Source organism: Streptomyces sp. NPDC049687 (genome assembly GCF_044465285.1).
Classification (GTDB): Bacteria; Actinomycetota; Actinomycetes; order Streptomycetales; family Streptomycetaceae; genus Streptomyces.
Genome location: NZ_JBITLN010000011.1, coordinates 229,564 through 251,721, shown reverse-complemented (window position 1 = coordinate 251,721; position 22,158 = coordinate 229,564). Strand labels below are relative to the sequence as shown.

Annotated in this window: 13 protein-coding genes; 9 read left to right on the top strand and 4 right to left on the bottom strand. The window is 69.8% G+C overall.

The annotated features are described in order from the left end of the window. Positions 1 to 9 precede the first annotated feature (9 nt). Both ACIBVL_RS31265 and ACIBVL_RS31260 read left to right on the top strand, forming a co-directional pair. A complete protein-coding gene (locus tag ACIBVL_RS31265) occupies positions 10 to 1,347 on the top strand; it encodes an L-fuconate dehydratase (protein ID WP_399102285.1) in 1,338 nt (445 codons plus the stop codon). After that, entirely contained in the window at positions 1,344 to 1,493 is a 150-nt protein-coding gene (locus ACIBVL_RS31260) for a hypothetical protein (RefSeq protein ID WP_399102283.1), read from the top strand. The genes ACIBVL_RS31265 and ACIBVL_RS31260 overlap by 4 nt, the downstream gene beginning before the upstream one ends. A gap of 38 nt (positions 1,494 to 1,531) precedes the next feature. On the opposite strand, the gene ACIBVL_RS31255 is transcribed toward ACIBVL_RS31260, so the two are convergent. Then, complete coding sequence (locus ACIBVL_RS31255) at positions 1,532 to 2,374, bottom strand: ketose-bisphosphate aldolase (protein ID WP_399102281.1); 843 nt, start codon at positions 2,372 to 2,374, stop codon at positions 1,532 to 1,534. Between the two features lie 164 nt (positions 2,375 to 2,538). On the opposite strand from ACIBVL_RS31255, the gene ACIBVL_RS31250 reads away from it, so the two are divergent. Next, positions 2,539 to 3,327 (top strand): DeoR/GlpR family DNA-binding transcription regulator, encoded by a 789-nt coding sequence (locus ACIBVL_RS31250; RefSeq protein WP_399102279.1) that lies wholly within the window; start codon positions 2,539 to 2,541, stop codon positions 3,325 to 3,327. Between the two features lie 56 nt (positions 3,328 to 3,383). On the opposite strand, the gene ACIBVL_RS31245 is transcribed toward ACIBVL_RS31250, so the two are convergent. From ACIBVL_RS31245 to ACIBVL_RS31235, 3 genes are read right to left on the bottom strand one after another with little or no spacing between them, the layout of a single operon-like run. Next, complete coding sequence (locus ACIBVL_RS31245) at positions 3,384 to 4,271, bottom strand: carbohydrate ABC transporter permease (protein WP_399102277.1); 888 nt, start codon at positions 4,269 to 4,271, stop codon at positions 3,384 to 3,386. Then, entirely contained in the window at positions 4,268 to 5,212 is a 945-nt protein-coding gene (locus ACIBVL_RS31240) for a carbohydrate ABC transporter permease (RefSeq protein WP_399102275.1), read from the bottom strand. Before ACIBVL_RS31240 ends, ACIBVL_RS31245 begins: the two co-directional genes overlap by 4 nt. A gap of 26 nt (positions 5,213 to 5,238) precedes the next feature. Further along, positions 5,239 to 6,498: an extracellular solute-binding protein gene (locus ACIBVL_RS31235; protein WP_399102273.1), complete on the bottom strand. Its 1,260-nt coding sequence runs from the start codon at positions 6,496 to 6,498 to the stop codon at positions 5,239 to 5,241. A 196-nt stretch (positions 6,499 to 6,694) separates the two neighbouring features. Between ACIBVL_RS31235 and ACIBVL_RS31230 the strand changes: the two genes are divergently transcribed. The 6 genes from ACIBVL_RS31230 (at position 6,695) to ACIBVL_RS31205 (ending at position 22,152) form a co-directional block, all read left to right on the top strand. Next, positions 6,695 to 7,594, top strand: a complete 900-nt coding sequence (locus tag ACIBVL_RS31230) for an SIS domain-containing protein (RefSeq protein WP_399102271.1) — start codon at positions 6,695 to 6,697, stop codon at positions 7,592 to 7,594. 348 nt (positions 7,595 to 7,942) lie between these two features. After that, the gene (locus ACIBVL_RS31225; RefSeq protein WP_399102392.1) at positions 7,943 to 10,888 is read left to right on the top strand and encodes a TIM-barrel domain-containing protein; all 2,946 of its coding nucleotides are present in this window, start codon (positions 7,943 to 7,945) and stop codon (positions 10,886 to 10,888) included. 32 nt (positions 10,889 to 10,920) lie between these two features. Further along, positions 10,921 to 12,789: a glycoside hydrolase domain-containing protein gene (locus tag ACIBVL_RS31220; RefSeq protein WP_399102269.1), complete on the top strand. Its 1,869-nt coding sequence runs from the start codon at positions 10,921 to 10,923 to the stop codon at positions 12,787 to 12,789. After that, complete coding sequence (locus ACIBVL_RS31215) at positions 12,786 to 16,439, top strand: beta-galactosidase (protein WP_399102267.1); 3,654 nt, start codon at positions 12,786 to 12,788, stop codon at positions 16,437 to 16,439. The genes ACIBVL_RS31220 and ACIBVL_RS31215 overlap by 4 nt, the downstream gene beginning before the upstream one ends. Then, positions 16,436 to 20,146: a beta-galactosidase gene (locus tag ACIBVL_RS31210; RefSeq protein ID WP_399102265.1), complete on the top strand. Its 3,711-nt coding sequence runs from the start codon at positions 16,436 to 16,438 to the stop codon at positions 20,144 to 20,146. The genes ACIBVL_RS31215 and ACIBVL_RS31210 overlap by 4 nt, the downstream gene beginning before the upstream one ends. After that, complete coding sequence (locus ACIBVL_RS31205; RefSeq protein ID WP_399102263.1) at positions 20,146 to 22,152, top strand: TIM-barrel domain-containing protein; 2,007 nt, start codon at positions 20,146 to 20,148, stop codon at positions 22,150 to 22,152. The genes ACIBVL_RS31210 and ACIBVL_RS31205 overlap by 1 nt, the downstream gene beginning before the upstream one ends. Positions 22,153 to 22,158 lie beyond the last annotated feature (6 nt).

Below are 22,158 nucleotides of genomic sequence, written 5' to 3'. Positions count from 1 at the left end.
GGCACTCCTTTGACTGCAACCTCCGCCCGGATCACCGCGGTCGACACGTTCGACGTCCGCTTCCCGACCTCGCGGGAGCTGGACGGGTCCGACGCGATGAACCCGGACCCCGACTACTCGGCCGCCTACGTGGTGCTGCGCACGGACGCCGGCGACGGGCTGGAAGGCCACGGCTTCACCTTCACCATCGGACGCGGCAACGATGTCCAGGTCGCCGCGATCGGGGCGCTGAGGCCCCATGTCGTGGGCCGTTCCGTCGAGGAGCTGTGTGCCGACCCGGGCTCACTCAGCCGCGATCTGATCGGGGACAGCCAACTGCGCTGGCTCGGCCCCGAGAAGGGCGTGATGCACATGGCCGTCGGCGCCGTCGTCAACGCCGCCTGGGACCTGGCCGCCAAGCGCGCCGGACAGCCCCTGTGGCGGCTGCTCGCCCACGCCGACCCCGAGTGGCTGGTCTCCCAGGTCGACTTCCGCTACATCGCCGACGTCCTGACCCCCGCGGACGCCCTCCGACTGCTGCGCGAGGGCCGCACCGGGCTCGCGGAGCGCGAGGTGCGCCTGCTGGAGCGCGGCTACCCCGGCTACACCACCTCGCCCGGCTGGCTGGGCTACTCCGACGACAAACTCACCCGGCTGGCCAAGCAGGCCGTCGCCGACGGCTTCACCCAGATCAAGCTCAAGGTCGGCGCCGACCTCGCCGACGACATCCGACGGCTGCGCACCGCCCGCGAGGCCGTCGGCGGTGCGATCCGCATCGCCATCGACGCCAACCAGCGGTGGAACGTGGACGAGGCGATCGACTGGACCAACACGCTCGCCGAGTTCGACCCGTACTGGATCGAGGAGCCCACCAGCCCCGACGACGTCCTCGGTCACGCCGCCGTCCGCCGGGGCGTCGCCCCCGTGAAGGTCGCCACCGGCGAACACGTGCAGAACCGCATCGTCTTCAAGCAACTCCTCCAGGCCGGCGCCATCGACGTGCTCCAGATCGACGCGGCCCGGGTGGGAGGGGTCAACGAGAACCTGGCGATCCTGCTGCTCGCCGCGAAGTTCGGGGTGCCGGTGTGCCCGCACGCCGGCGGAGTGGGCCTGTGCGAGCTGGTGCAGCACCTGTCGATGTTCGACTACCTGGCCCTCTCCGGCACCACCGAGAACCGCGTCATCGAGTACGTCGACCACCTGCACCAGCACTTCACCGCACCCGTGGTGATCCGCGACGGCCATTACACCGCGCCGCTCGCCCCCGGCTTCTCCGCCACCGTGCGGGAGGAGTCCCTCGCCGAATACCGCTACCCCGACGGGACGTTCTGGGTCGCCGACCGCGCCGGGCAGGAGAACCCCGCATGACCCGTCCCAGCGGGCCCGGGGCCGTCGTCACCGGAGGTGCCGCCGGCCCCGGACTCGTCACGGCCCGCGATCCGGCCGCGCGGGGCGCCGCGGCGGCCGTGCTCGACCTCGAACCGTCGATCACACCGCCGTCACGAGCGTCCTGACCGGCGCCCGGTCGGCCGCGGTCACCGGGCACTGGGCCCTACCCGCCGCCCGACAGGATCCGCAGTGCCGACGTCACGGTGTCGGCCATCGCCCGGCGCGCGGTGGTGAGGGCCGGCCGGGGGTCCACCGCGGTGGGCGCCGCGGCGAGTGTGTCGCGGACCGCGCCGGTGAAGGCGGCGTTCAGTGCCGTACCGATGTTGACCTTGACCATGCCGGCCGCCACCGCCTGCCGGAGCTCCACGTCGGGTACGCCCGTCGAGCCGTGCAGCACCAGCGGCACGGGGACCGCCTTCGCGAGGCGGGCGATGAGACCGTGGTCCAGCCTGGCGGTGCGCGTGGTCATCGCGTGGGAGCTGCCGACCGCGACGGCCAGTGCGTCGACCCCGGTGGCGGAGACGAAGTCGCGTGCCTCATCGGGGTCGGTACGGGCAGAGGGCGCGTGCACTCCGTCCTTGCCGCCGATCTCGCCGAGTTCCGCCTCCAGCCAAAGACCCCGGCCGTGCGCCCACTGCGCGGCGGCACGCGTGGCGGTGACGTTCTCGGCGTGGGGCAGCGCTGACGCGTCGAACATGACGGATCCGAAGCCGCAGTCGGCGGCGCGACGCAGCAGCGCTTCGTCGGTGACGTGGTCGAGGTGCAGGGCCACGGGGACGGCGGCCGCCTCGGCGAGCGCGGCGGTGGCGCGGGCGATGGGGGCGAGCCTGCTGCCGTGGAACCGCACGGCGTTCTCGCTGATCTGGCAGATGACCGGGCAGCCCGCGGCTTCCGCCCCGGTGACCACGGCCTCGGCGTGCTCCAGAGTGATCACGTTGAACGCGCCGACGGCCCGTCCGTCGCGGCACGCGGAGCTCACCACGTCGGCGGTGGGGGTCAGCGGCACGGACGGCCTCCGATCACGGCGTGCGTAGGCCGCGACAGCGGCAAGGACGCCCGAGGAGTGCAGGATTTTGTTCGTTTGGCGACCATAAAACACCCAATCACGCGCTGTGGTTTCATGGTGGTGCGCATATCGTGGCGCACACCACCGACAGGAAGTTGTGAGACATGGCGGCACCGCAGGCCCGGTGGAGCGCTCTGCTGGAGATGCTGACGCGCGACGGGCGGATCGAAGTCGAGCCGGCTGCGGAGGAGTTGGGGGTGTCCGCCGCGACGATCAGGCGCGACCTCGACGAGCTGGCCCGCCAGCAGATGGTCACCCGCACGCACGGCGGAGCCGTGATCAACGCGATCGCCTACGACCTGCCGCTGCGCTACAAGGCCGCGCGCAACGCTCCGGAGAAGGAGCGGATCGCGCACGCGGCCGCCGGGCTGGTGAAGGCCGGCGCCGTGGTGGGGCTGAACGGCGGCACCACGACCACCGAGGTGGCCCGGGCCCTGGCCACCCGCGCCGATCTCAGCTCCGGCGGCGCGGAGACGGCCGTCACCGTGGTGACCAACGCCCTGAACATCGCCAACGAGCTCGTCGTACGGCGCCACGTCAAGCTCGTGGTGACCGGCGGGGTGGCCCGGCCGGCGTCCTACGAGCTGATCGGGCCGCTGGCCACCGAACTGCTCGCGGAGATCGCCCTGGACCAGGTCTTCATCGGGGTGGACGCCATCGACGTGACCCACGGGGCGACCGCCCACCACGAGGGCGAGGCCAGCATCAACCGGGCGCTGGCCCGCCGCGCGCAGCAGGTCGTCGCGGTGGCCGACTCCTCCAAGCTGGACCGGCGGGCCTTCGCCCGCATCTGCCCGGTGGAGGACATCGACGTCCTGGTGACCGACAAGGCCGCCTCGGACGAGCTGACCGAGGCGTTCGCGGCGGCCGGCGTGGAGGTCATCCGCGCCTGACACCGCACGCCGGTCCCGTGGCGCCCCCGGCCTTGGCCGCGCTGTGTATCCCGGCGTCATCCCCGGACGCCGCCCGCCGTCAGGCCGGCGACGAGATGGCGCTCCACGAAGACGAACAGCACCACCACGGGCACGATCGCGACGATCGACGTGGCGAAGAGGTACTGCCACTGCTCGTGGTACGCCGTGACGAAGCCGGGAATCGCCCTGGTCAGAGTCATTCGATTGCTGGACGAGGTGATGGTGAGGGCGACCACGTACTCGTTCCACGCGCCGATGAAGGTGTAGACGAGCGCGGTCACCACACCCGGCATGGCGAGCGGCAGGACGACCCGCCTGAAGGCGCCGAGCCGCCCGGTGCCGTCGAGCCAGGCCGCCTCCTCCAGTTCCCGGGGGATGCTCGCGAAGTACGCGTTGAGGATCCACACGCAGAACGGCAGGTTGAACGCCGCGTTCACCAGGATGAGGCCCTCGGCGGTGTCGGTCAGGTCGAGGCTGACCATCTCCCGGTAGATGCCGACCAGCAGCGCGGTCGGCGCGAACATCTGGGTGACGAGTACGAGCAGCAGGAAGGCACCGCGCCCACGGAAACGGTGCCGGGCGGTGTAGTACGCGGCAGGCAGCCCGACGGCCAGGGTGAGCAGCGTCGCCGCCCCGGCGATGTACAGCGAGAAGACCAGCGCGTCCACGACACGCGGGTCGGTGAGGGACCAGATGTGCGTGAAGTTCGACCACTGCCATCGGGAAGGCAGATAGGACGGCGGGGACTTCATCAGTTCGGGCGTCGGTTTGAGCGCTGTCAGCAGCATTTCCGCGTAGGGCGCGAGAAACGCCAGCGCCACCAGCCATCCGACGGCGGTGAGCAGGACGGTGCGCAGTCTCATCGGTCCTGGCCGCCTCCTGGGCGGCGCGGCTTTGCGGGTGATGACGGCGGACTTGCTCACGCGGTGTCCTCCTGTCGGCGGACGACGCGCAGATAGACCAGCACCACGGCCAGGATCAGCCCGAAGTTGACGACGGCCATGGCGGCCGACTCCCCCACCGACTGGTTGTCGAAGGCGAGTTTGTACAGGTAGGTGGTGGTCGTGTCGGTGGCGAACCCGGGTCCGCCGCGCGTCATGGCCCAGATGATGGGGAACGAGTTGAACACGTTGATGACGTTGATGATCGCGGCGACCACCAGCGAGGGCCGCAGCAGCGGCAGGGTGATGCCCAGGTAGCCGCGGACCGGGCCGGCGCCGTCCACCCGCGCCGCCTCGTACACCTCGGCGGGGATGCTCTGCAGACCGGCCAGCAGGACGAACGAGGTGAACGGCAGCGAGACGAACACCGCCACGCCCATCATCGCGACCAGGGCCTGGCCCGGGTTGGCCAGCCAGTTGACGGGTGCGTGCAGCACGCCGAGGTCCATCAGCAGCCGGTTGACCACGCCGTAGAAGTCGTTGAGCATCCAGCGCCAGATGAGCGCCGTCATCAGCACGGACGAGGCCCAGGGCACGATCAGCGCCCACCGCACCAGCCGGCGCCCGGGGAACCGCGAGTTCAGCAGTTGGGCCAGGCCGAGCGAGAGAACGATCGTGACGGTGACGACGCCGACGACCCACACGAGGGTGCGCAGCAGCACTCCCGGCAGGTCGCCCTCGGCGAACAGGTCGGTGTAGTTGCGGACTCCGGCGAACCCCTGGGACAGCCCGGTGGAGCTCACCCGCGTCAGGGACGTACGGATCATCTCGACGACCGGCCAGAGAACCATGGTCAGGATGAGGAGGATCGCGGGACCGAGCCACAAAAGCGGCTCCAGAGCGCGCCACGTCCTGCGACGGCGGCGTGGCGGGGGCGGCGTCGGCGCCGCCGGGGCCGGGTGTTCGGCCCCGGCGGCGCTCACGGTGACATCGTGCACGGCCACCGCGGTCAGTCGCCCTTCCGCGCGGTCTTCTGGATCTCGCCCAGGACCTTCGCCGGGTCGCCGCCCGCCACCGCCGTTCCGATGCGCTGTTTCACGGCGCCGTCGACCTTGGCCCAGGCGGGGTTGTCGGTGGGGGCGAACTCCGCATCGGAGAGGGCTTCGACGAACGGCTTGTAGTAGGTGGCGTTCCGGCTGTCGGAACTGAGCACCTCACCGGCCGACTTGGTGACCGACAGGAACCCCTCCGTGGAGACGAACTCCGCGGCGTTCTCCTTCTGGTAGAAGAAGTCGAGGAACTTCTTCACCGCCGCCTTGTTCGACCCGTCGCTCTTCTTGAACGCGACCAGGTAGTCCTGCACGCCGAGCGTCTTGTGCGTACTGCCGTCCTTGCTCGGCAGGGCGGCGACTCCGTAGTTGAGTTTCGCGTCGACCGGGTCGATGAAGCCCTTCCGCATGAAGACCGCCCCGTTCAGCATGCCGATCTTGCCCTGGGCGAACTCGTTGAAGACGTCCTTGCGGTTGGTGGCCTCCGGGTTGGGCTGGGTGAGCTTCTCTTTCGTCAGTTTCCGCAGATAGGTGAGCGTGTCGACGTTGGCCTGCTGGTCGATCGCCCAGTCCCCCGCGGCGTCGGTCCAGCCGCCGCCGTTGTTCATCGCCCAGATCTGGAACTCGGCCTGGGCCTCCTCGGCCCCCAGGGGCAGCCCGAGGCCGATGTAACCGGCCTGCTTGATCTTCTTGGCGTCGGCCTCGACCTCGGCCCAGGTGGACGGCGGCCGCGTGATGCCCGCCTTGGCGAAGATGTCCTTGTTGTAGAAGAACAGGCGCGCGCTGGAGATGAAGGGCAGGCCGTACTGGGCTCCCTCGTACTGCGCCTTCTGCCGGAACAGCGGGAGGAAGTCGCTCAGTACCTCGGGCGAGACGACGTCCTGCGCCTTGTACACCAGTCCGTCGCGGGCGAAGTCGGAGAACTTGTTGTAGTTGAGGACGTCGGGTTCCTGTTTCGTCTGGACGTACGTCTTGACCTTGGAGTCCATCTGCTCCCAGTCGACGACTTCGAGATTCACCCGGTAGCCGGGGTTCGCGGCTTCGAAGTCCTTGATCAGCGCCGTCCAGTAGGCCTGGGTGTCGTCGTCGTACTTCGCCGCGACGAACCTGATCGTCTTTCCGTCGGATCCGCCGCTGTCCGAGGAGCTGCCCTTGCCGCATCCAGTGAGGGCCAGTGCCAGGGCGAGTCCCCCGGCGAGGCCCGTGAGGTGCCGTTTCACGGAGTACCTCTCCGCACGCATCGCGTGCTTCGTCAAGCGCGTGCTCGCCTGTTTGCGCGCTCGCGTGCTTGTTTATGCTCGTTTGTTGGTGCTATCAATCATCGAACGACATGATGCTCAATGAAACGCGCACGGTGTCAAGGGCCGCCACATCACGTATCGGTCACGCCGCGCGCCCGAGAGGGGAGACCTCCCGATGAGTCAGACCGAGATCGAGATCGCCACCCAGCCCGACTGCTGGCGGCAGGCCGTGGCACTGGCCCGGCAGCCCGACGGCCCGGCCCGCGCCTCGCTGCCCCGGCCGGGCGAGCGGGTGGCCGTCGTCGGCTGCGGGACGTCCTGGTTCATCGCCCAGGCGTACGCGGCGCTGCGGGAGTCGGGCGGCCACGGCGAGACCGACGCCTTCCCCGCCTCCGAGATGCCGGCGGGCCGCGCCTACGACCGGGTGGTCGCGCTGACCCGGTCCGGCACCACGACGGAGGTGCTGGAGCTGCTGCGCCGGCTGCACGGGCACACCCCCACGACCGCGGTGACCGCGGTACCGGGGTCCCCGGTGACGGGGCCGGCGGACGCCGTGATCCTCCTCGACTTCGCCGACGAGGCCTCGGTTGTCCAGACCCGCTTCGCCAGCACGGAACTGGTGCTCCTGCGGGCACAGTTGGGCGAGGACCTCGGGCATCTGCCGCAGCAGGGGACCTCGGCGCTGGACGAACCGCTGCCCGCCGGGGTGCTCCACGCCGAGCAGTTCACCTTCCTGGGGCGGGGCTGGGCGTACGGGATCGCGCAGGAGGCGGCCCTGAAGATGCGCGAGGCGGCGTGCGCCTGGACGGAGGCGTATCCGGTGATGGAGTACCGGCACGGCCCGATCAGCGTCACCGGACCCGGCCGTGTGGTGTGGTGGTTCGGCGACCCGGCGGCCCTGCCGCCCGGTCTCGCCGACGACATCGCCCGCACCGGCGGGCAGTTGGTGGCACTCGGCCGGGACCCGCTGGCGGACCTCGTCGTGGTGCACCGGCTGGCCGCCGCCCTCGCCTCGGCACGCGGGCTGGACCCGGACAATCCGCGCCATCTGACGCGTTCCGTGATCCTCACCTGACGGGATTTTACCTTTCCTTTACAATCGCTTTCCGGCCCCGAGGCCGCCTGCCGACGGGGCCGGAGAGCGACCGCCATCAGGCACCACAGCCGGCTCCCGAGAGCGCCTGAGCGCCGTCGCAGCGATTCCGCCGCCTGTTGACATGTGGCGAAGACCGCAAGAATATGAGCGAAATCTTTGGGAATCTTGCATTCACATGCAGCCTCAAGCAGACGCTCACCCTTTCCAGGCACCCCGCACTGCCGCTCCAGAGTCACCGTCCTGTCCGACAGGAGGACACGAGTGCACGCCCGACTGCGCAGTCCCGGCGGCCCGTTGCTCGCCGCCGCCCTGACCGCCGCCATGTTGATGACGCCCGTCACCGGCTCTGCCACGGCAACGGCCGCCCCCCACCCCGCCCCCGGGGGGCCGAAGGTCACCAGCACCGCACACGCCGTCTCGATCTCCGTGCCGGCCTCCGCCGGCACCCCCGGCTACAGCCTCGACGTGGCCACCGACGAACTCGCCCTGACCACGCGCCGCGCCGGAAAGACCGTGCTCGCCACGGCGTCCGGCGACACGGGCGCCCTGCGCTTCACCGGGGCCGACGGCACCTGGCAGCACGCGACCGGCGTCACCGGCTGGACGTGGAAGAACGGCGTCCTGACCGTCACGGCCGACAGCACGCTCGACGGCGCCACGGTGGAGGCCCGGATCACCCCGGCCGCCGACCGCTACCGGCTGGACTGGGACGTCCGCGGCGGCGGGCCGGAGCAGCTGGGCCTCGCCTACGACCTGTCGTCGGCCGGCCACTGGTACGGCCACGGCGAGGCGGAGACCCCGCAGGGCGGTCCCGGTGTCAACCAGCCCTGGCCGCTCGACACCGGCGAGGTCGACCACAAGACGTTCGGCCCGGCGTCGTACAACATGATCGACCCGTTCTGGTACACCTCGAAGTCGACCGGCCTGCGCGTCGACACCGGGAACGTCATGGACGTGGGGCTCAACAAGGGCAAGGACGGCCTCGGCACCTTCACCGTGCGGTCGCCCGACACCTACAGGGCCACCGTGTTCGTCGAGTCGACCCCGCTGGAGGTCTACCGCGACTACATAGGCATCGTCGGCAAACCGGCCAAGAGCGACGCCCCCTACGAGCAGTACGCCAAGCCGCTGTGGAATTCCTGGGCGCAGTTCTACACCAAGGTCGACCAGGAGAAACTCCTCGACTACGCCACCGACCTCCACGACAACGGACTGGACGGGCACACCATCCAGCTCGACGACAAGTGGGAGTCCAACTACGGCAATCTGACCTGGGACCCCAAGACCTTCCCCGATCCCAAGGGTCTGTCCGAGAAGATCCACGACATGGGGTTCGACTTCGGCATCTGGGTCACCCTGTGGATCAACCTGGACTCCGACAACTACCAGTACGCCGTCGACCACGGCTATCTGCTCATGGACGCCGAGGACACGACCAAGCCGTGTGAAGTGACCTGGTGGAACGGCCAGGCCGGGATCATCGACCTGGCGAACCCGGACGCCAAGGCCTGGTACGAGGGCAACCTCAAGACGCTGATGGACACGTACGACATCGACGGGCTGAAGTTCGACACCCGTTTCTTCGACGAGAAGTGCGCACCGCGGGAGGGCCACCAGGCCACGGACTACCAGAAGCTCGGCACGCAACTCGCCGACGAGTTCGACCTCCAGGGCGCAGGCATCCGGGTGCACTGGAACCAGACCGCCCACGAGGCCGGTTTCGTCACCCGCCAGGTCGACAAGGGCACCGGCTGGGACTCCCTGCGCGCCTCCGCCTCCCAGAACCTGGCGATCTCCACCATCGGCTATCCGTTCGTCGAGTCCGACATGATCGGCGGCTCGGGCGGCCAGCCCGCACCGACGAAGGACGTACTGGTGCGGTGGGCGCAGTCCGCCTCACTGATGCCGCTGATGTACGCCTCGACCTCCCCGGTGGACACCAACGACACCACCACCGGGCAGAAGGTGGACTACGACCAGGAGACGGTCGACCTCTACCGGCAGGCGATCAAGACGCACGAGAAGCTCGCCCCCTACATCTGGGACCAGGTGCAGAGCACTCTGAAGACCGGCGATCCGATCATGCGGCCGCTGTTCTTCGACTTCCCGAAGGACGAGGCGAGTTACACGGTCGCCGACGAGTGGATGCTGGGCCCGGCCGTGCTGGCCGCGCCGAAGCTGAGCACCGGTGCCACCCGCTCCGTGCATCTGCCGCCGGGCACCTGGTACGACGTGAACCAGGGCACGGTGATCCGCGGCCCCAAGACCCTCAAGGGGTACGCGGCGCCGCTCGGCGTCACCCCGGCCTTCGTGAACCTCAAGGCCAAGGGCGCCGCCAAGGCCGTCAAGGCCCTCAAGCGCGAGGACGCTCCGGCCGCCTCCGTCCTGATCACCCCCGACGCCCCGGCCACCGACTCCGGCACGCCGTTCGAGGTGACCACCGAGGTGACCAACTGGGGCACCCGGACGCTCAAGAGCGTCAAGGCGGCGCTGGACCTGCCCGACGGCTGGAGCGCCAAGCCGGCCGGGCCGACCACCGCGAGCTCCCTCAGGAACGGCGCCACACTCACCACCACCTGGACGGTGACCCCGGCCGAGGACGCCCGCTGGGGCAGCCACGACCTCACCGGCACCGCCACCTACAACGGATCGACGAAGGTGTCCGACACCGTGCAGGCACAGGTGAAGGCCGCCCCGGGCAGCGTTCAGGAGCCCTATCTGACCGCCGACACCACCTCCGAGGACCCCCAATACGCCCAGGGCGGCGATCAGTTCGCCATCTGGGCGGGCGGCCAGGACCTGTCCGGCTGGAAGGACGAGAAGGGCGTCATCTACCGCGCCGACGCGGCCGGTGAGAAGGCCACCGTGCAGGCCCGGTTGGTCTCGCAGAACAGCGCCTCACCGGTCGGCAAGGCGGGTATCGCCCTCGCCAACGACCTGACCGCACCCGAGAAGGGCGGCTACGCGGTGCTGGTCATGACCCAGAGTTACGGACTGGAGTTCATGACCGACGGCAACGGCGACGGAAAGCTCGACACCTGGGCGGGCGGCGGCTCCACCTTCCACCCGGCGTACCTCAAGCTGACCCGGGACGGCGCCACCTACACCGCGTACGCCAGCAAGGACGGCCAGACCTGGTCGCAGGTCGGCACCGCCGAGGTGCCGTCGGCCGCCGGCACCGAAGACGCCGGGATGGTCGCCAGCGCGGCCAACGTCAACTACCCCGGCGAGAACATCGAAGCCGTCTTCAGCGGATTCTCCGTCACTTCCTGACCGCACGTCCGTGAGAGAGGGAACCCAGCCCCATGGCACGTACGTCCTCAGCCGTCGCCGGCTTCGTCGCGGGCGTGGTCGTGGCCGCGAGCACCACCGCGATCGCCGTCACCGGTACGACGTCCACCAGCACCGATCTCGATTCCAAGGCCACCACCACCTGGCTGACCGTCAAGGTCGCCGACGCCATGGGGACCAGGGACACCGTCACCTGGGTTCCCACCGGCTCCTTCGCCGGCTCCGCGGAGGAGCGGGTCCCGCGCTACCCGATGACCGCCATCCAGGGCAAGGACACCAAGGAACTCAAACTCTCCGCCGTCCGCAACGAGCAGATCTCGGCGCAGCTGGCGATCGCCTCCGGGCGAAACCTCGACGACGTCAGGGCCGTGGTCGGCGACCTCACCGGGCCCGGCGGCGCGAAGCTGTCCGGTGACGACACCCAGGTCCGGTTCGTCAAGTACGTGCCGGTGCAGCGTTCCAAGAGCGAGGTCGACTGGTCGGCCACCATCGACCAGGTCAGCTCCGGCAAGGAGGTGTCCGGCGACCGCAACCCCGACGTGGTCGGCGACGCGCTCGAGGAGCGGGACTCCGTGGACGTGCCCGCGTACGCGGCACAGCCGCTGTGGTTCACCTTCCACATCCCGAAGAACGCCAGGCCCGGCGCCTACACCGGCACGGTGAAGGTCAGCGCCGACGGCCACACCCAGGCAAGCTATCCGCTGACCATCGAGGTCGCCGACGCGAGCGTGCCCGACCCGGAGGACTACGGCTTCTTCCTCGACGTCTGGGCACAGCCGGAGACGATCGCCAAGAACCACGGCGTCAAGCTCTGGTCCGACGAGCACTGGAAGCTGATCCACAAGTACGACCGCGACCTGGCCTCGCGCGGCCAGAAGGTCATCAACACCACCATCGTCGACAACCCCTGGCACCACCAGTGGTCGCTCGGCACCCGGGAGTCGCAGACCGCCACGCCGTACAGCAGCATGGTGGGCTGGACCTGGAACGGAAAGACGTTCTCGTTCGACTTCAGCCGCTGGGACAAGTACGTCCAGACCGCCAGACGCGCCGGCCTCGGACCCGACATCGGCGCCTTCTCCATGCTGGCCTTCCAGGACCAGGAACACCTCACCTACACCGACAGCCGCACCGGTAAGACCGTCTACCAGAACGTCGATCTGGGCGGCGACCGCTGGCGCGAGGCGTGGGGAACGTTCCTCCCCGCCTTCGAGAAGCACCTGAGGGCGAAGGGCTGGCTGGAGAACACCTGGCTGTCCTTCGACGAGCGGCCCATCAACACCATGACGGTCGTCAAGGACTTCGTCCACGAGGTCGCGCCGGTCTTCGACGACCGTATCTCCGTGGCCGGTTCGATCAGCACCGAGGGCGTCGCGTCCAATCTGTCCGTCGACTGGGGCGGCATCGACGCGATGACGAAGGAGAAGGCGGCGGAGCGCCGCAAGGCCGGCAAGATCACGACCTTCTACGTGTACGGCTCGCCGGCCCACCCCAACACGCTGTCGTACTCCCCCGCCGTCGAGTCGCGGATGCTGCCGTGGATCTCCGCCCAGCGGAACCTGGACGGTTTCCTGCGCTGGTCGTACAACAGCTGGACCAGCGACCCCTTCAGGCAGCCGGTGCACATCTTCACGCAGGGCGACGAGTACCTGGTCTACCCGGGCAAGGACGGCCCGATGTCCAGCGTCCGCTGGGAGCAGCTGAAGGAAGGCATCGAGGACTACGAACTCATCGCCCAGCTACGGAAGAAGGACGGCGGCACCGACAGTGACGCGCTGACCGAGGCCCTCTCCACCGCGACCCGGAACCTCGACGGCCGGACGAAGGACGTGGGCGACATCGAGACCGCGCGGGCGGCAGTGGTGAAGGGACTGACGTCATGAGGGGCAAGTGGAGATCCCTGCTGCTCACCGGAGCGCTTGCTGTCATGCCCCTGACCGGTACACACGCCGCGGCCGCACCGGTCCAGGCGGAGTCCAGGGCTTCGCACACCGTCACCTACGACCAGTACTCGGTGCTGGTCGACGGCAAGCCCCTGTACCTCTGGGGCGCCGAGTTCCACTACTTCCGGCTGCCCAGCCCCGACGCGTGGCGCGACGTCCTGCAGAAGATCAAGGCGGGCGGGTTCAACGCGGTCTCGCTCTACTTCGACTGGGGCTACCACTCGGCCAAGCCGGGTTCGTACGACTTCACCGGCATCCGCGATGTGGAGCGGCTGCTCGACGAGGCCGAGCGTGCGGGCCTGTATGTGATCGCCCGACCGGGCCCCTACATCAACGCGGAGGTCTCCGGCGGCGGCATGCCCGCCTGGCGGTCGACCCAGGCCGGCGTGAACCGCACCTCCGAGCCGGAGTACATGAAGGCCGCCCGGGAGTGGATGAGCCGGATCAACCCGATCATCGCCCGTCACCAACTCACCCGTGGCACCGGGTCGGTGATCCTCTACCAGGTCGAGAACGAGTACCAGGGCGGCCGGCACGACGCCGACTACATGCAGACCCTCATCGACTGGGCGAAGGAGGACGGCATCGATGTGCCCACCTTCGTCAATGACGGCGGCGCGAACAAGAACTGGGTCAGCGGCAGGGGCGCCCCCGACATCTACGGCTTCGACGCCTATCCGCAGGGCTTCGACTGCAAGGACCCCGACACCTGGAAGAACCTCCCCGACTACTCGTACGTCAACGAGTGGAAGCCCGAGTCCCCACTGATCATCCCCGAGGCACAGGGCGGCGCCTTCGACCCCTGGGGCGGCACCGGATACCAGGACTGCGCGAAACTCACCGGCACCGATTTCACCCGCGTGTTCAGCAAGATGAACATCGCCGCCGGGGTGAGCGGCCAGTCCTTCTACATGACGTACGGCGGCACCAACTGGGGCTGGCTCGCCGACCCCAACGCGGTCTACACGTCGTACGACTACGGCGCTCCGATCAACGAGTCCCGCCAACTGACGGACAAATACCAGGAGTTCAAGCGCCTCGGGTACATGGTCAACTCGGTGACCTCGCTGGCGCGCACCGACAAGGCCGAGGCCCCCGTCCCCTCCGACGACGCCCTGCGCATCGACCGGCGCGTCAACCCCGACGACGGCACCCAGTTCTTCACCGTCCGGCACGCCGACACCCGGGTGAAGGACAAGGACGAGACCACCCTGTCCCTCTCGGGCAAGGACGGCGACTACCCGCGTGTACCCCAGCGGGGAACGATCGCCGTCGACGGCCGGGACGCCAAACTGCTCGTGGCGGGCTACGACTTGGGCGAGAAGCAGCGGCTCGTCTACTCCACCTCCGAGATCATGACGCACGCCCGGATCGGCGACCGGGACGTGGCCCTGCTGTACGGGCGTGAAGGCGAGGCGGGCGAGACCGTGCTGCGGTACGCCGAGCGGCCCGAGGTCACCGTCCTCGACGGCGATGTCACCACCACCTGGGACGCCGAACGCGGCGACCTGCGCCTGAACTACACCCACAAGGGCCTGGCCCGCGTACTGGTGAACGGCATGGAACTGCTGATCGCCGACACCGCCGAGACCGCCCGCTGGTGGCGGCAGGACACCGCCGCGGGCCCGGTTCTCGCACGGGGACCGTCCCTGGTCCGTACGGCCGAACTGGCGCACGGCACCCTGAAGTTGACCGGCGACTCCACCAAGACCGCGAAGATCGAGGTCATCGCGGACGCCAAGAAGGTGACCTGGAACGGCCGCGACGTCGCCGTCACCCAGGCACCGCTCCCGGTCGACCTGCCCAAACTGACGACGTGGAAGTACAAGGAGGAGGCGCCCGAGTCCGCTCCCGGCTTCGACGACTCCACCTGGACCACCGCCGACCACCTCACCGCCAACAACGCGGCGCTCGACGGTTCGCTGCCGGTCCTCGCGGCGGACGAGTACGGCTTCCACCACGGCAACGTCTGGTACCGCGGCCGGTTCAGGACCACCGGTGCCGCGACCGCGCTCGCACTCGACGCCAGAACCGGCAACACCGGCCAGTACGCGGTGTGGCTCAACGGCCGCTACCTCGGCAGCTCCGGCGGCGGCGCCCACACCTTCGACATCCCGGCGGGCACGCTGAAGGCCGGCGGGGACAGCGGGGACAACGTCCTGTCCGTCCTCGTGGAGAACGCGGGCCACAACGAGGAATGGGGCCACGACTACTCCAAGGAGCCACGCGGTCTGCTCTCCGCCGAGGTGATCGGCGGAGCCTCCACCCTCACCTGGAAGATCCAGGGCAACCGGGGCGGCGAGGACCCGGTGGACACCGCACGGGGCCCGTACAACAACGGTGGGCTGTACGGGGAGCGGGCCGGCTGGTCGCTGCCGGGCTTCCCCGACGGCGGCTGGAAGAGCACCACCCTCTCCGGGCAGGCCGCCAAGACCGGGCCCGGTGTGCGGTGGTACCGCACCTCCGCCCGCCTCGACCTGCCGCAGGGCCAGGACAACGCGCTCGCACTGGACCTCGCCGAGGCCGCGGGCGGCGGCACCGGCTACCGCGCCCAGATCTTCGTCAACGGCTGGCTGATCGGCCGCTACCTGCCGGACACCGGACCGCAGACACGGTTCGTCATCCCCAAGGGCCTTCTGCGCGAGCAGGGCAGCAACACCGTCGCCCTGGCCGTGTGGTCCACCAAGGCCGGCGCGGGCCCGGGTTCGGTGAAGCTCGTCGACCTCGGCGCCTCGGCGGGCGGGATCAAGGCAGCTGCGGTGGCCGCGCCCTCGTACGACGCCAGGACCTACGCCATGCCGGCCGCGGGCACCCACGTCACCGTCGACGCCGAGCCGTTCCTGGCCACCGGCGCCGCCGCCGAGGTCCCCGTCACCCTCAGCGTGCCGAAGGACGCGCCGACCGCCCGGAACGTCGAGCTGGCGCTGAAGGTTCCGGACGGCTGGACCGCGACCACCGACGACACCACCCGCTTCGGCCGGGTCCGGCCCGGCGACACGGTGACCGCGGACTACACCGTCACCCCGCCCGGCGAGCCCGTTCACTACGCCGTCCTGTCCGCGACCGCCAAGCTCACCCAGCCCGGCCGTCCGGACACCGTCACCGGCGTACGCGCCGTACAGGTGCCGCCGCCAGGGCTGTCCGCCGACGCCCAGGTGAGCGACCTGACCCTGGTCAAGGCGGTCAACGGCTGGGGGCCGGTGGAGAAGGACGCCTCCAACGGGGAGAACGCGGCGGGTGACGGACGCCCTTTGAGCGTCGGAGGTACCACCTACGCCAAGGGACTCGGCGTGCACGCCGACAGCCGGATCCGGGTCTATCTCGGCGGCGGCTGCACCCGGTTCACCGCGACCGCCGGGGTGGACGACGAGGTCGGCGATGGCGGCAGCGTCTCCTTCCAGGTGATCGCCGACGGCCGCTCCCTCACCACGACCCCGGTGGTGCGAGGCTCCGACGGCGGCACCGGCATCGACGTGGACGTGACCGACGCCCGCTGGCTGGACCTGTTGGTCGACGGGGACGGCGATGTCTCCTCGGACCACGCCGACTGGGCCGACGCCAAGCTGACCTGTACGGGAGGGACCTCGTGAACCTCGCCCCGGTTCGACACCTGCGTACCGCACTGGCCGCCGTACTGCTCGCGGTCCTCTCCGTGGCGGTGCCGGCCCACGCCTCGGTCCCGGCGGCCGCGGCCGCCAAGCCCACCCCGCACACGGTCAGTTACGACAAGTACTCCGTCAAGGTCGACGGCGAGCGGCTCTTCGTCTGGTCCGGTGAGTTCCACTACTGGCGGCTCCCCAGCCCCGACCTGTGGCGCGACGTGCTCCAGAAGATCAAGGCGAGCGGCATGAACGCCGTCTCGATCTACTTCGACTGGGGCTACCACTCCCCCGCGAAGGGCGTCTACGACTTCACCGGTGTCCGTGACGTCGACAAGCTCCTCGACATGGCCGAGGAAGCCGGGCTGTACGTCATCGCCCGGCCGGGCCCCTACATCAACGCCGAGACGGACGGCGGCGGCTTCCCCGGCTGGCTGACGACCCAGAAGGGACGGGCCCGCTCCACCGACCCCGAATACCTCGACGCCGCCCGCGAGTGGCTCAAGGAGATCGACGGGATCCTCGCCCGCCACCAGGTCACCGACGGCACCGGACCGGTGCTGCTCTACCAGGTCGAGAACGAGTTGTACGACCCCGAGGGCCGCGACTACATCGTCGATCTCTCGCGGCAGGTACGGGCCGACGGCATCACCGTGCCCCTGGTCGGCAACGAACCGATGCCGCAGTACGCGGGCGGCGAGGGCCTGGACTTCGTCGGCGAGCTCGACCAGTACAACTCCTTCTGCAAGGGCGAATGGTGGGTGCCCACCCTCAAGCGGCAGCAGGACGACGCCCCACTGGCGATCTTCGAGGCGGGCACCGGCTGGTTCCAGACCTGGGGTGACACCGGCTACGAGAAGTGCCCGGAGAAGATGGGCCCCGCCTACCAGAAGATCGTCAACAAGCACGAGGTCATGCAGGGCACGACCATCGAGAACCTCTACATGACCTACGGCGGCACCAACTGGGGCTGGCTCGCGGACCCGCGCCAGGTCTACACGTCGTACGACTACGGCGCACCGATCAGCGAGCCCCGCCAGACCGGCGCCGACTACGACGAGATGAAGCGGCAGGGCCTCTTCTACACCACCACGGGACCGCTCACCGCGACCGATCCGGCCGACGCCCCCGCCTCGTCCGACGCCGGCGTGCACATCGAGGCCCGCGCCAACCCGGACACCGGCACCCAGTTCCTCTACCTCCGGCACGGCGACCCGATGGCCGACGCCGACGCCACCACCACCTTCGACTGGAAGACCCCGGACGGCACCTATCCGGTCACCGCACGGCTGAACGGACAGACCGGCAAGATCCTCGTCGCCGGTTACGACCTCGGCGGCGGTCAGCGGCTCGTCTACTCCACCAGCGAGCTGCTGACCAGCACGCGGACCGGTGACCGCACACAGGCCGTGCTGTACGGCGGTGAGGGCGACCCCGGGCAGACAATGCTCCGTTACTCCGCCGAGCCCAAGGTCACGGTGCTGGACGGCAAGGCCGACGCCACCTGGGACGCCGGGCGCGGTGACCTGAAGCTGGACTACACCCACTCCGGCGTCACCCGGGTCCTCGTCCAGGGCGGCGGCCGCCCCGACCTGCTGCTGCTCATCGGCACCGACGACGAGGCCGCCGGCTTCTGGCGGCAGGACACGGCGGCCGGTCCCGTGCTGGAACGCGGCACCGAACTGGTCCGTACGGCAGCCGTCACCGACCGCGGGACGACGCTCGCCCTCACCGGCGACGCGAAGAAGGCGGGCCCTCTGGAGGTCTTCGCCCCGCCCGGCGTACGGAAGGTCACCTGGAACGGCGCACCCCTCAAGGTGAGGCCGACCTCCTCCGGCAGCCTGCTGGGCACCGTGCCCGGCCCGAAGGGCGTCGAACTCCCCGAGCTGACCGACTGGAAGACCTCCGCCGAGACCCCGGAGGCCGACCCGGACTTCGACGACTCGTCCTGGACGTACGCCGACAAACTGACCACCGACAACCCGACCGCGCCGGGGACCCTGCCGGTGCTCTACCAGGACGAGTACGGCTACCACTACGGATACGTCTGGTACCGCGGCCGTTTCAAGGCCACCGGTACCGAGAAGTCCCTCTCCCTGACCGCCTACGCCACCAACCCGGACACCGGCTCGGCCGCGGTGGGCGCGTACTCGGTGTGGATCAACGGGAAGTTCGCGGGGACGAGCAGCACCGGCCGTCGGACCTTCCCCCTCGCCGACGGTCTGCTGCGCAAGGGCAAGGAGAACGTGGTCTCCGTCCTGGTCGGCACCATGGGCCACAACGAGGACTTCACCTTCAGCAGTGACGACCACAAGCAGCCCCGCGGGCTGACCACGGCGTATCTCGCGGGCTCCGACGCACAGATCACCTGGCGCATCCAGGGTGCCCGGGGCGGTGAACGGCCCGTCGACACCGTACGCGGGCACATGAACAACGGCGGTCTGTACGGGGAGCGTTCGGGCTGGACCCTGCCCGGCTACCCCGACCGCTCATGGGACGACACCACACTGCCGGCCAGTGACACCACCCCCGGCATCGCCTGGTACCGCACCACGTTCAACCCACGGCTGCCCAAGGGCCAGGACGTCTCCGTCGGCGTCACCATCACCGACGACCCCGACCGGAACTACCGCGCCCTCATCTACGTCAACGGCTGGCTGATGGGCCAGTACGTCAACGACACCGGCCCCCAGCACACCTTCCCCATCCCCAACGGCATCCTGCGCACCGACGGCAGGAACACCATCGCCATCGCCTCCTGGAGCGAGGACGCGAAGAGCGGCGGCCTCGGGAAGGTGGGTCTCACCACGCTCGGCAATGTCACCTCCTCGTTGCGGGTCGGGAACGTGTCCGCCCCGGCCTACGACGCGGCCGTCTACGCCGACCCGGCCACCCCGGCACGAGTGACCGTCGACGCCCCCGACTCCGTCGAGCCGGGCAACACCTACCAGGTCACGACGACGGCCTCCGTACCGGAGGACGGCAGGACGCTCCGCGACCTCACCTTGAGCCCGAAGCTGCCCGACGGCTGGACCGCGACTCCGGCCGACCCGGTGCGGCTCGGCACCGTCAGACCCGGTGCCTCGGCGAAAGCCCGCTGGACCGTCACCGCGCCCGCCGACCAGAAGACCGGCACCGTCGCGATCCTCCGCGTCACCGCCGGCTTCACCCGCGCCGGCAGGCCCGGTTCGGTGACCGGGGAACAGGTGGTGGCGGCGCAGCCACCGCCGCTCACGGCCGGTGAACACTACGTCAGCGATCTGCCGTTCCAGTCCGGCAGCAACGGCTGGGGGCCGGTCGAGCGCGACCAGTCCGTCGGCGAGAACGCCGAGGGCGACGGCCTGCCGCTCACCCTCCACGACACCGTCTACGCCAAGGGCCTCGGCACCCATGCCGCCAGCAGCGTGCAGGTGTGGCTCGGCGGCTCCTGCACCACCTTCCACGCCGCGCTCGGCCTCGACCAGGAGACCTACGGCCGGTCCGACGGTCCCGCCACCGTCGCCTACACGGTCCTCGCCGACGGGACCCCCGTCTACGAGAGCGGCACCGTCGACCGGGACACCGCGACGAAGAAGATCGACGTCGACGTGACCGGCGCGCGCCGCCTCGAACTCGTCGTCTCGGACGCCGGGGACGGCAACGCCCTCGACCACGCCGACTGGGCCGACGCCAGGCTGACGTGCGGCGGTGGCGCCTGATGCGGCCCAAGGCGAGAGGAACCGTCCGCTGCGGCGCGGCGGCGCTGACCCTGGCCGCCCCGCTGCTCGGCACGGCGCCGGCGGCCGAGGACTCCGGGCCGATCACCGTCACGACACCCGCCTACGAACTGCGCGTCGCCACGGACCGGTTGACCGTCACCACCGTGCGGGAGGGCCGGACCGTGCTGGCCACCGCGCCCGCGGCGTTCCGGTTCCGGATCGGCGCCGACTGGCACATCGTCCGGGAGGTCACCGGCAGCACCCGTACCCGCGACTCCCTGCGCGTCACCGCCGCCACCGACCTGCCGGGCGTCAGCGTCGATCTGCGGATCACCCTGCGCTCCGACCGGTACGACATGAACTGGTCACTGTCGGGCGCCCGGGCCGACGCGCTCAGCACGGCGTACGACCTCCGCAGCGCCGGACACTGGTACGGACACGGCGAGAACAGCGACCAGACCGTGCAGCCGTGGCCGCTGGACGCCGGGCAGCTGGTGGACACCGGCTTCAGCCCGGCCTCGTACCAGGTGGTCTCCCCCTTCTGGTACACCTCCAGCGCCACCGGGCTGCGGGCGGACACGAACGACCCGATGGACGTGCGGATCAACTCCGGCGGCAACGGGCTCGGCGAGTTCACCGTCACCGGTGAACGGCCCTCCGTCTCCACGGTGTTCGTCGAGGACACCCCCGCCGACGTATACCGCGACCACATCGCCCTGGTCGGCAGGCCCGAACGCTCCGACACCCCCTACGAGCAGTACGCCACTCCCCTCTGGAACTCCTGGGCGCAGCTCTACGGCGAGCAGACCCAGGAGAACGTCCTCGCCTGGGCCCGAGCGCTGGCCGGCGCCGGGCTCGGCGGGCACGCGGTGCAGATCGAGGAGAGTGTGATCGCCACCGACTTCGGCGAACGCTTCCCCGATCTGCCCGCCCTGTCCCGACAACTCGACCGCCTCGGCTTCGACCTCGGCATGTGGACGGGCCTGTACATGCCCGAGACCGCCGCCAACTTCTCCGAAGCCGTCGACAACGGCTATCTGCTGAGGGACCCGGCGGACCCGGCGAAACCGTGTCTGTTCACCTGGTGGAACGGACGCCAGACCGGCCTGATCGACCTGGCGAACCCGGCCGCCCGGCAGTGGTACACCGACGATCTCAAGGCGCAGACGGACGACTTGGGGGTCGCCGGCTTCAAGTTCGACACCGCCTTCTTCGACGACCGGTGCGCCCCCTACCCGGGGGCCACTCGCGCCGACTACGTGAAGTACGGCACCGAACTGGCCGACGAGTTCGACCAGCAGGGAGCAGGACTGCGCGTCGCCTGGAACGCCGCGCAGGACAAGGGCTTCGCCACCCGCACGGCCGACAAGCCGACCACCTTCGCGGGGCTTCGCGCCGCGGTCTCGGCCAACCTGGCGGTCTCCACGATCGGTTACCCGTTCGTCGAGACGGACATGATCGGCGGCTCGCTCGGCCATCCGCCGCCGACCAAGCAGGTTCTGGCCCGGTGGGCGCAGGCGGCGTCCTTGATGCCGCTGATGTACGCCTCGACCTCGCCCACCGGTGTCCGGGACGCGACGACCGGCGAGTGGGTCGGGTACGACCGGGAGACGGTCGACCTCTACCGGCAGGCGATCAAGACGCACCAGCGGCTGGCCCCGTACATCTGGGATCAGGTGCGGCAGACGCTGAGGACCGGCGATCCGATCATGCGACCGCTGTTCTTCGACTTCCCGAAGGACGACGCGGGTTACACGGTCACCGACGAGTGGATGCTCGGACCGGCCGTGCTGGCCGCGCCGATGCTCGGCGAAGGCACCACCCGGGACGTCTTCCTGCCGACCGGAACGTGGCGTGACGTCACCGACGGCAAGGTCGTCCACGGCCCCGTGACGCTCAAGGGCCACGCGGCGCCGCTCGGCGTGACCCCGGCGTTCGTGAACCTCGAGGCCAAGGGCGCCGGCAAGGCGTATCAGGCACTCGCGCGCACCGGCGCGGAACGGTAGGAGGCG

Bases quoted from the DNA above. Each gene is read 5' to 3' on its own strand.
- ACIBVL_RS31205 (WP_399102263.1), top strand. From the start codon at position 20,146: ATGCGGCCCAAGGCGAGAGGAACCGTCCGCTGCGGCGCGGCGGCGCTG.
- ACIBVL_RS31225 (WP_399102392.1), top strand. From the start codon at position 7,943: ATGACGCCCGTCACCGGCTCTGCCACGGCAACGGCCGCCCCCCACCCC.
- ACIBVL_RS31260 (WP_399102283.1), top strand. From the start codon at position 1,344: ATGACCCGTCCCAGCGGGCCCGGGGCCGTCGTCACCGGAGGTGCCGCC.
- ACIBVL_RS31230 (WP_399102271.1), top strand. From the start codon at position 6,695: ATGAGTCAGACCGAGATCGAGATCGCCACCCAGCCCGACTGCTGGCGG.
- ACIBVL_RS31250 (WP_399102279.1), top strand. From the start codon at position 2,539: ATGGCGGCACCGCAGGCCCGGTGGAGCGCTCTGCTGGAGATGCTGACG.
- ACIBVL_RS31215 (WP_399102267.1), top strand. From the start codon at position 12,786: ATGAGGGGCAAGTGGAGATCCCTGCTGCTCACCGGAGCGCTTGCTGTC.
- ACIBVL_RS31220 (WP_399102269.1), top strand. From the start codon at position 10,921: ATGGCACGTACGTCCTCAGCCGTCGCCGGCTTCGTCGCGGGCGTGGTC.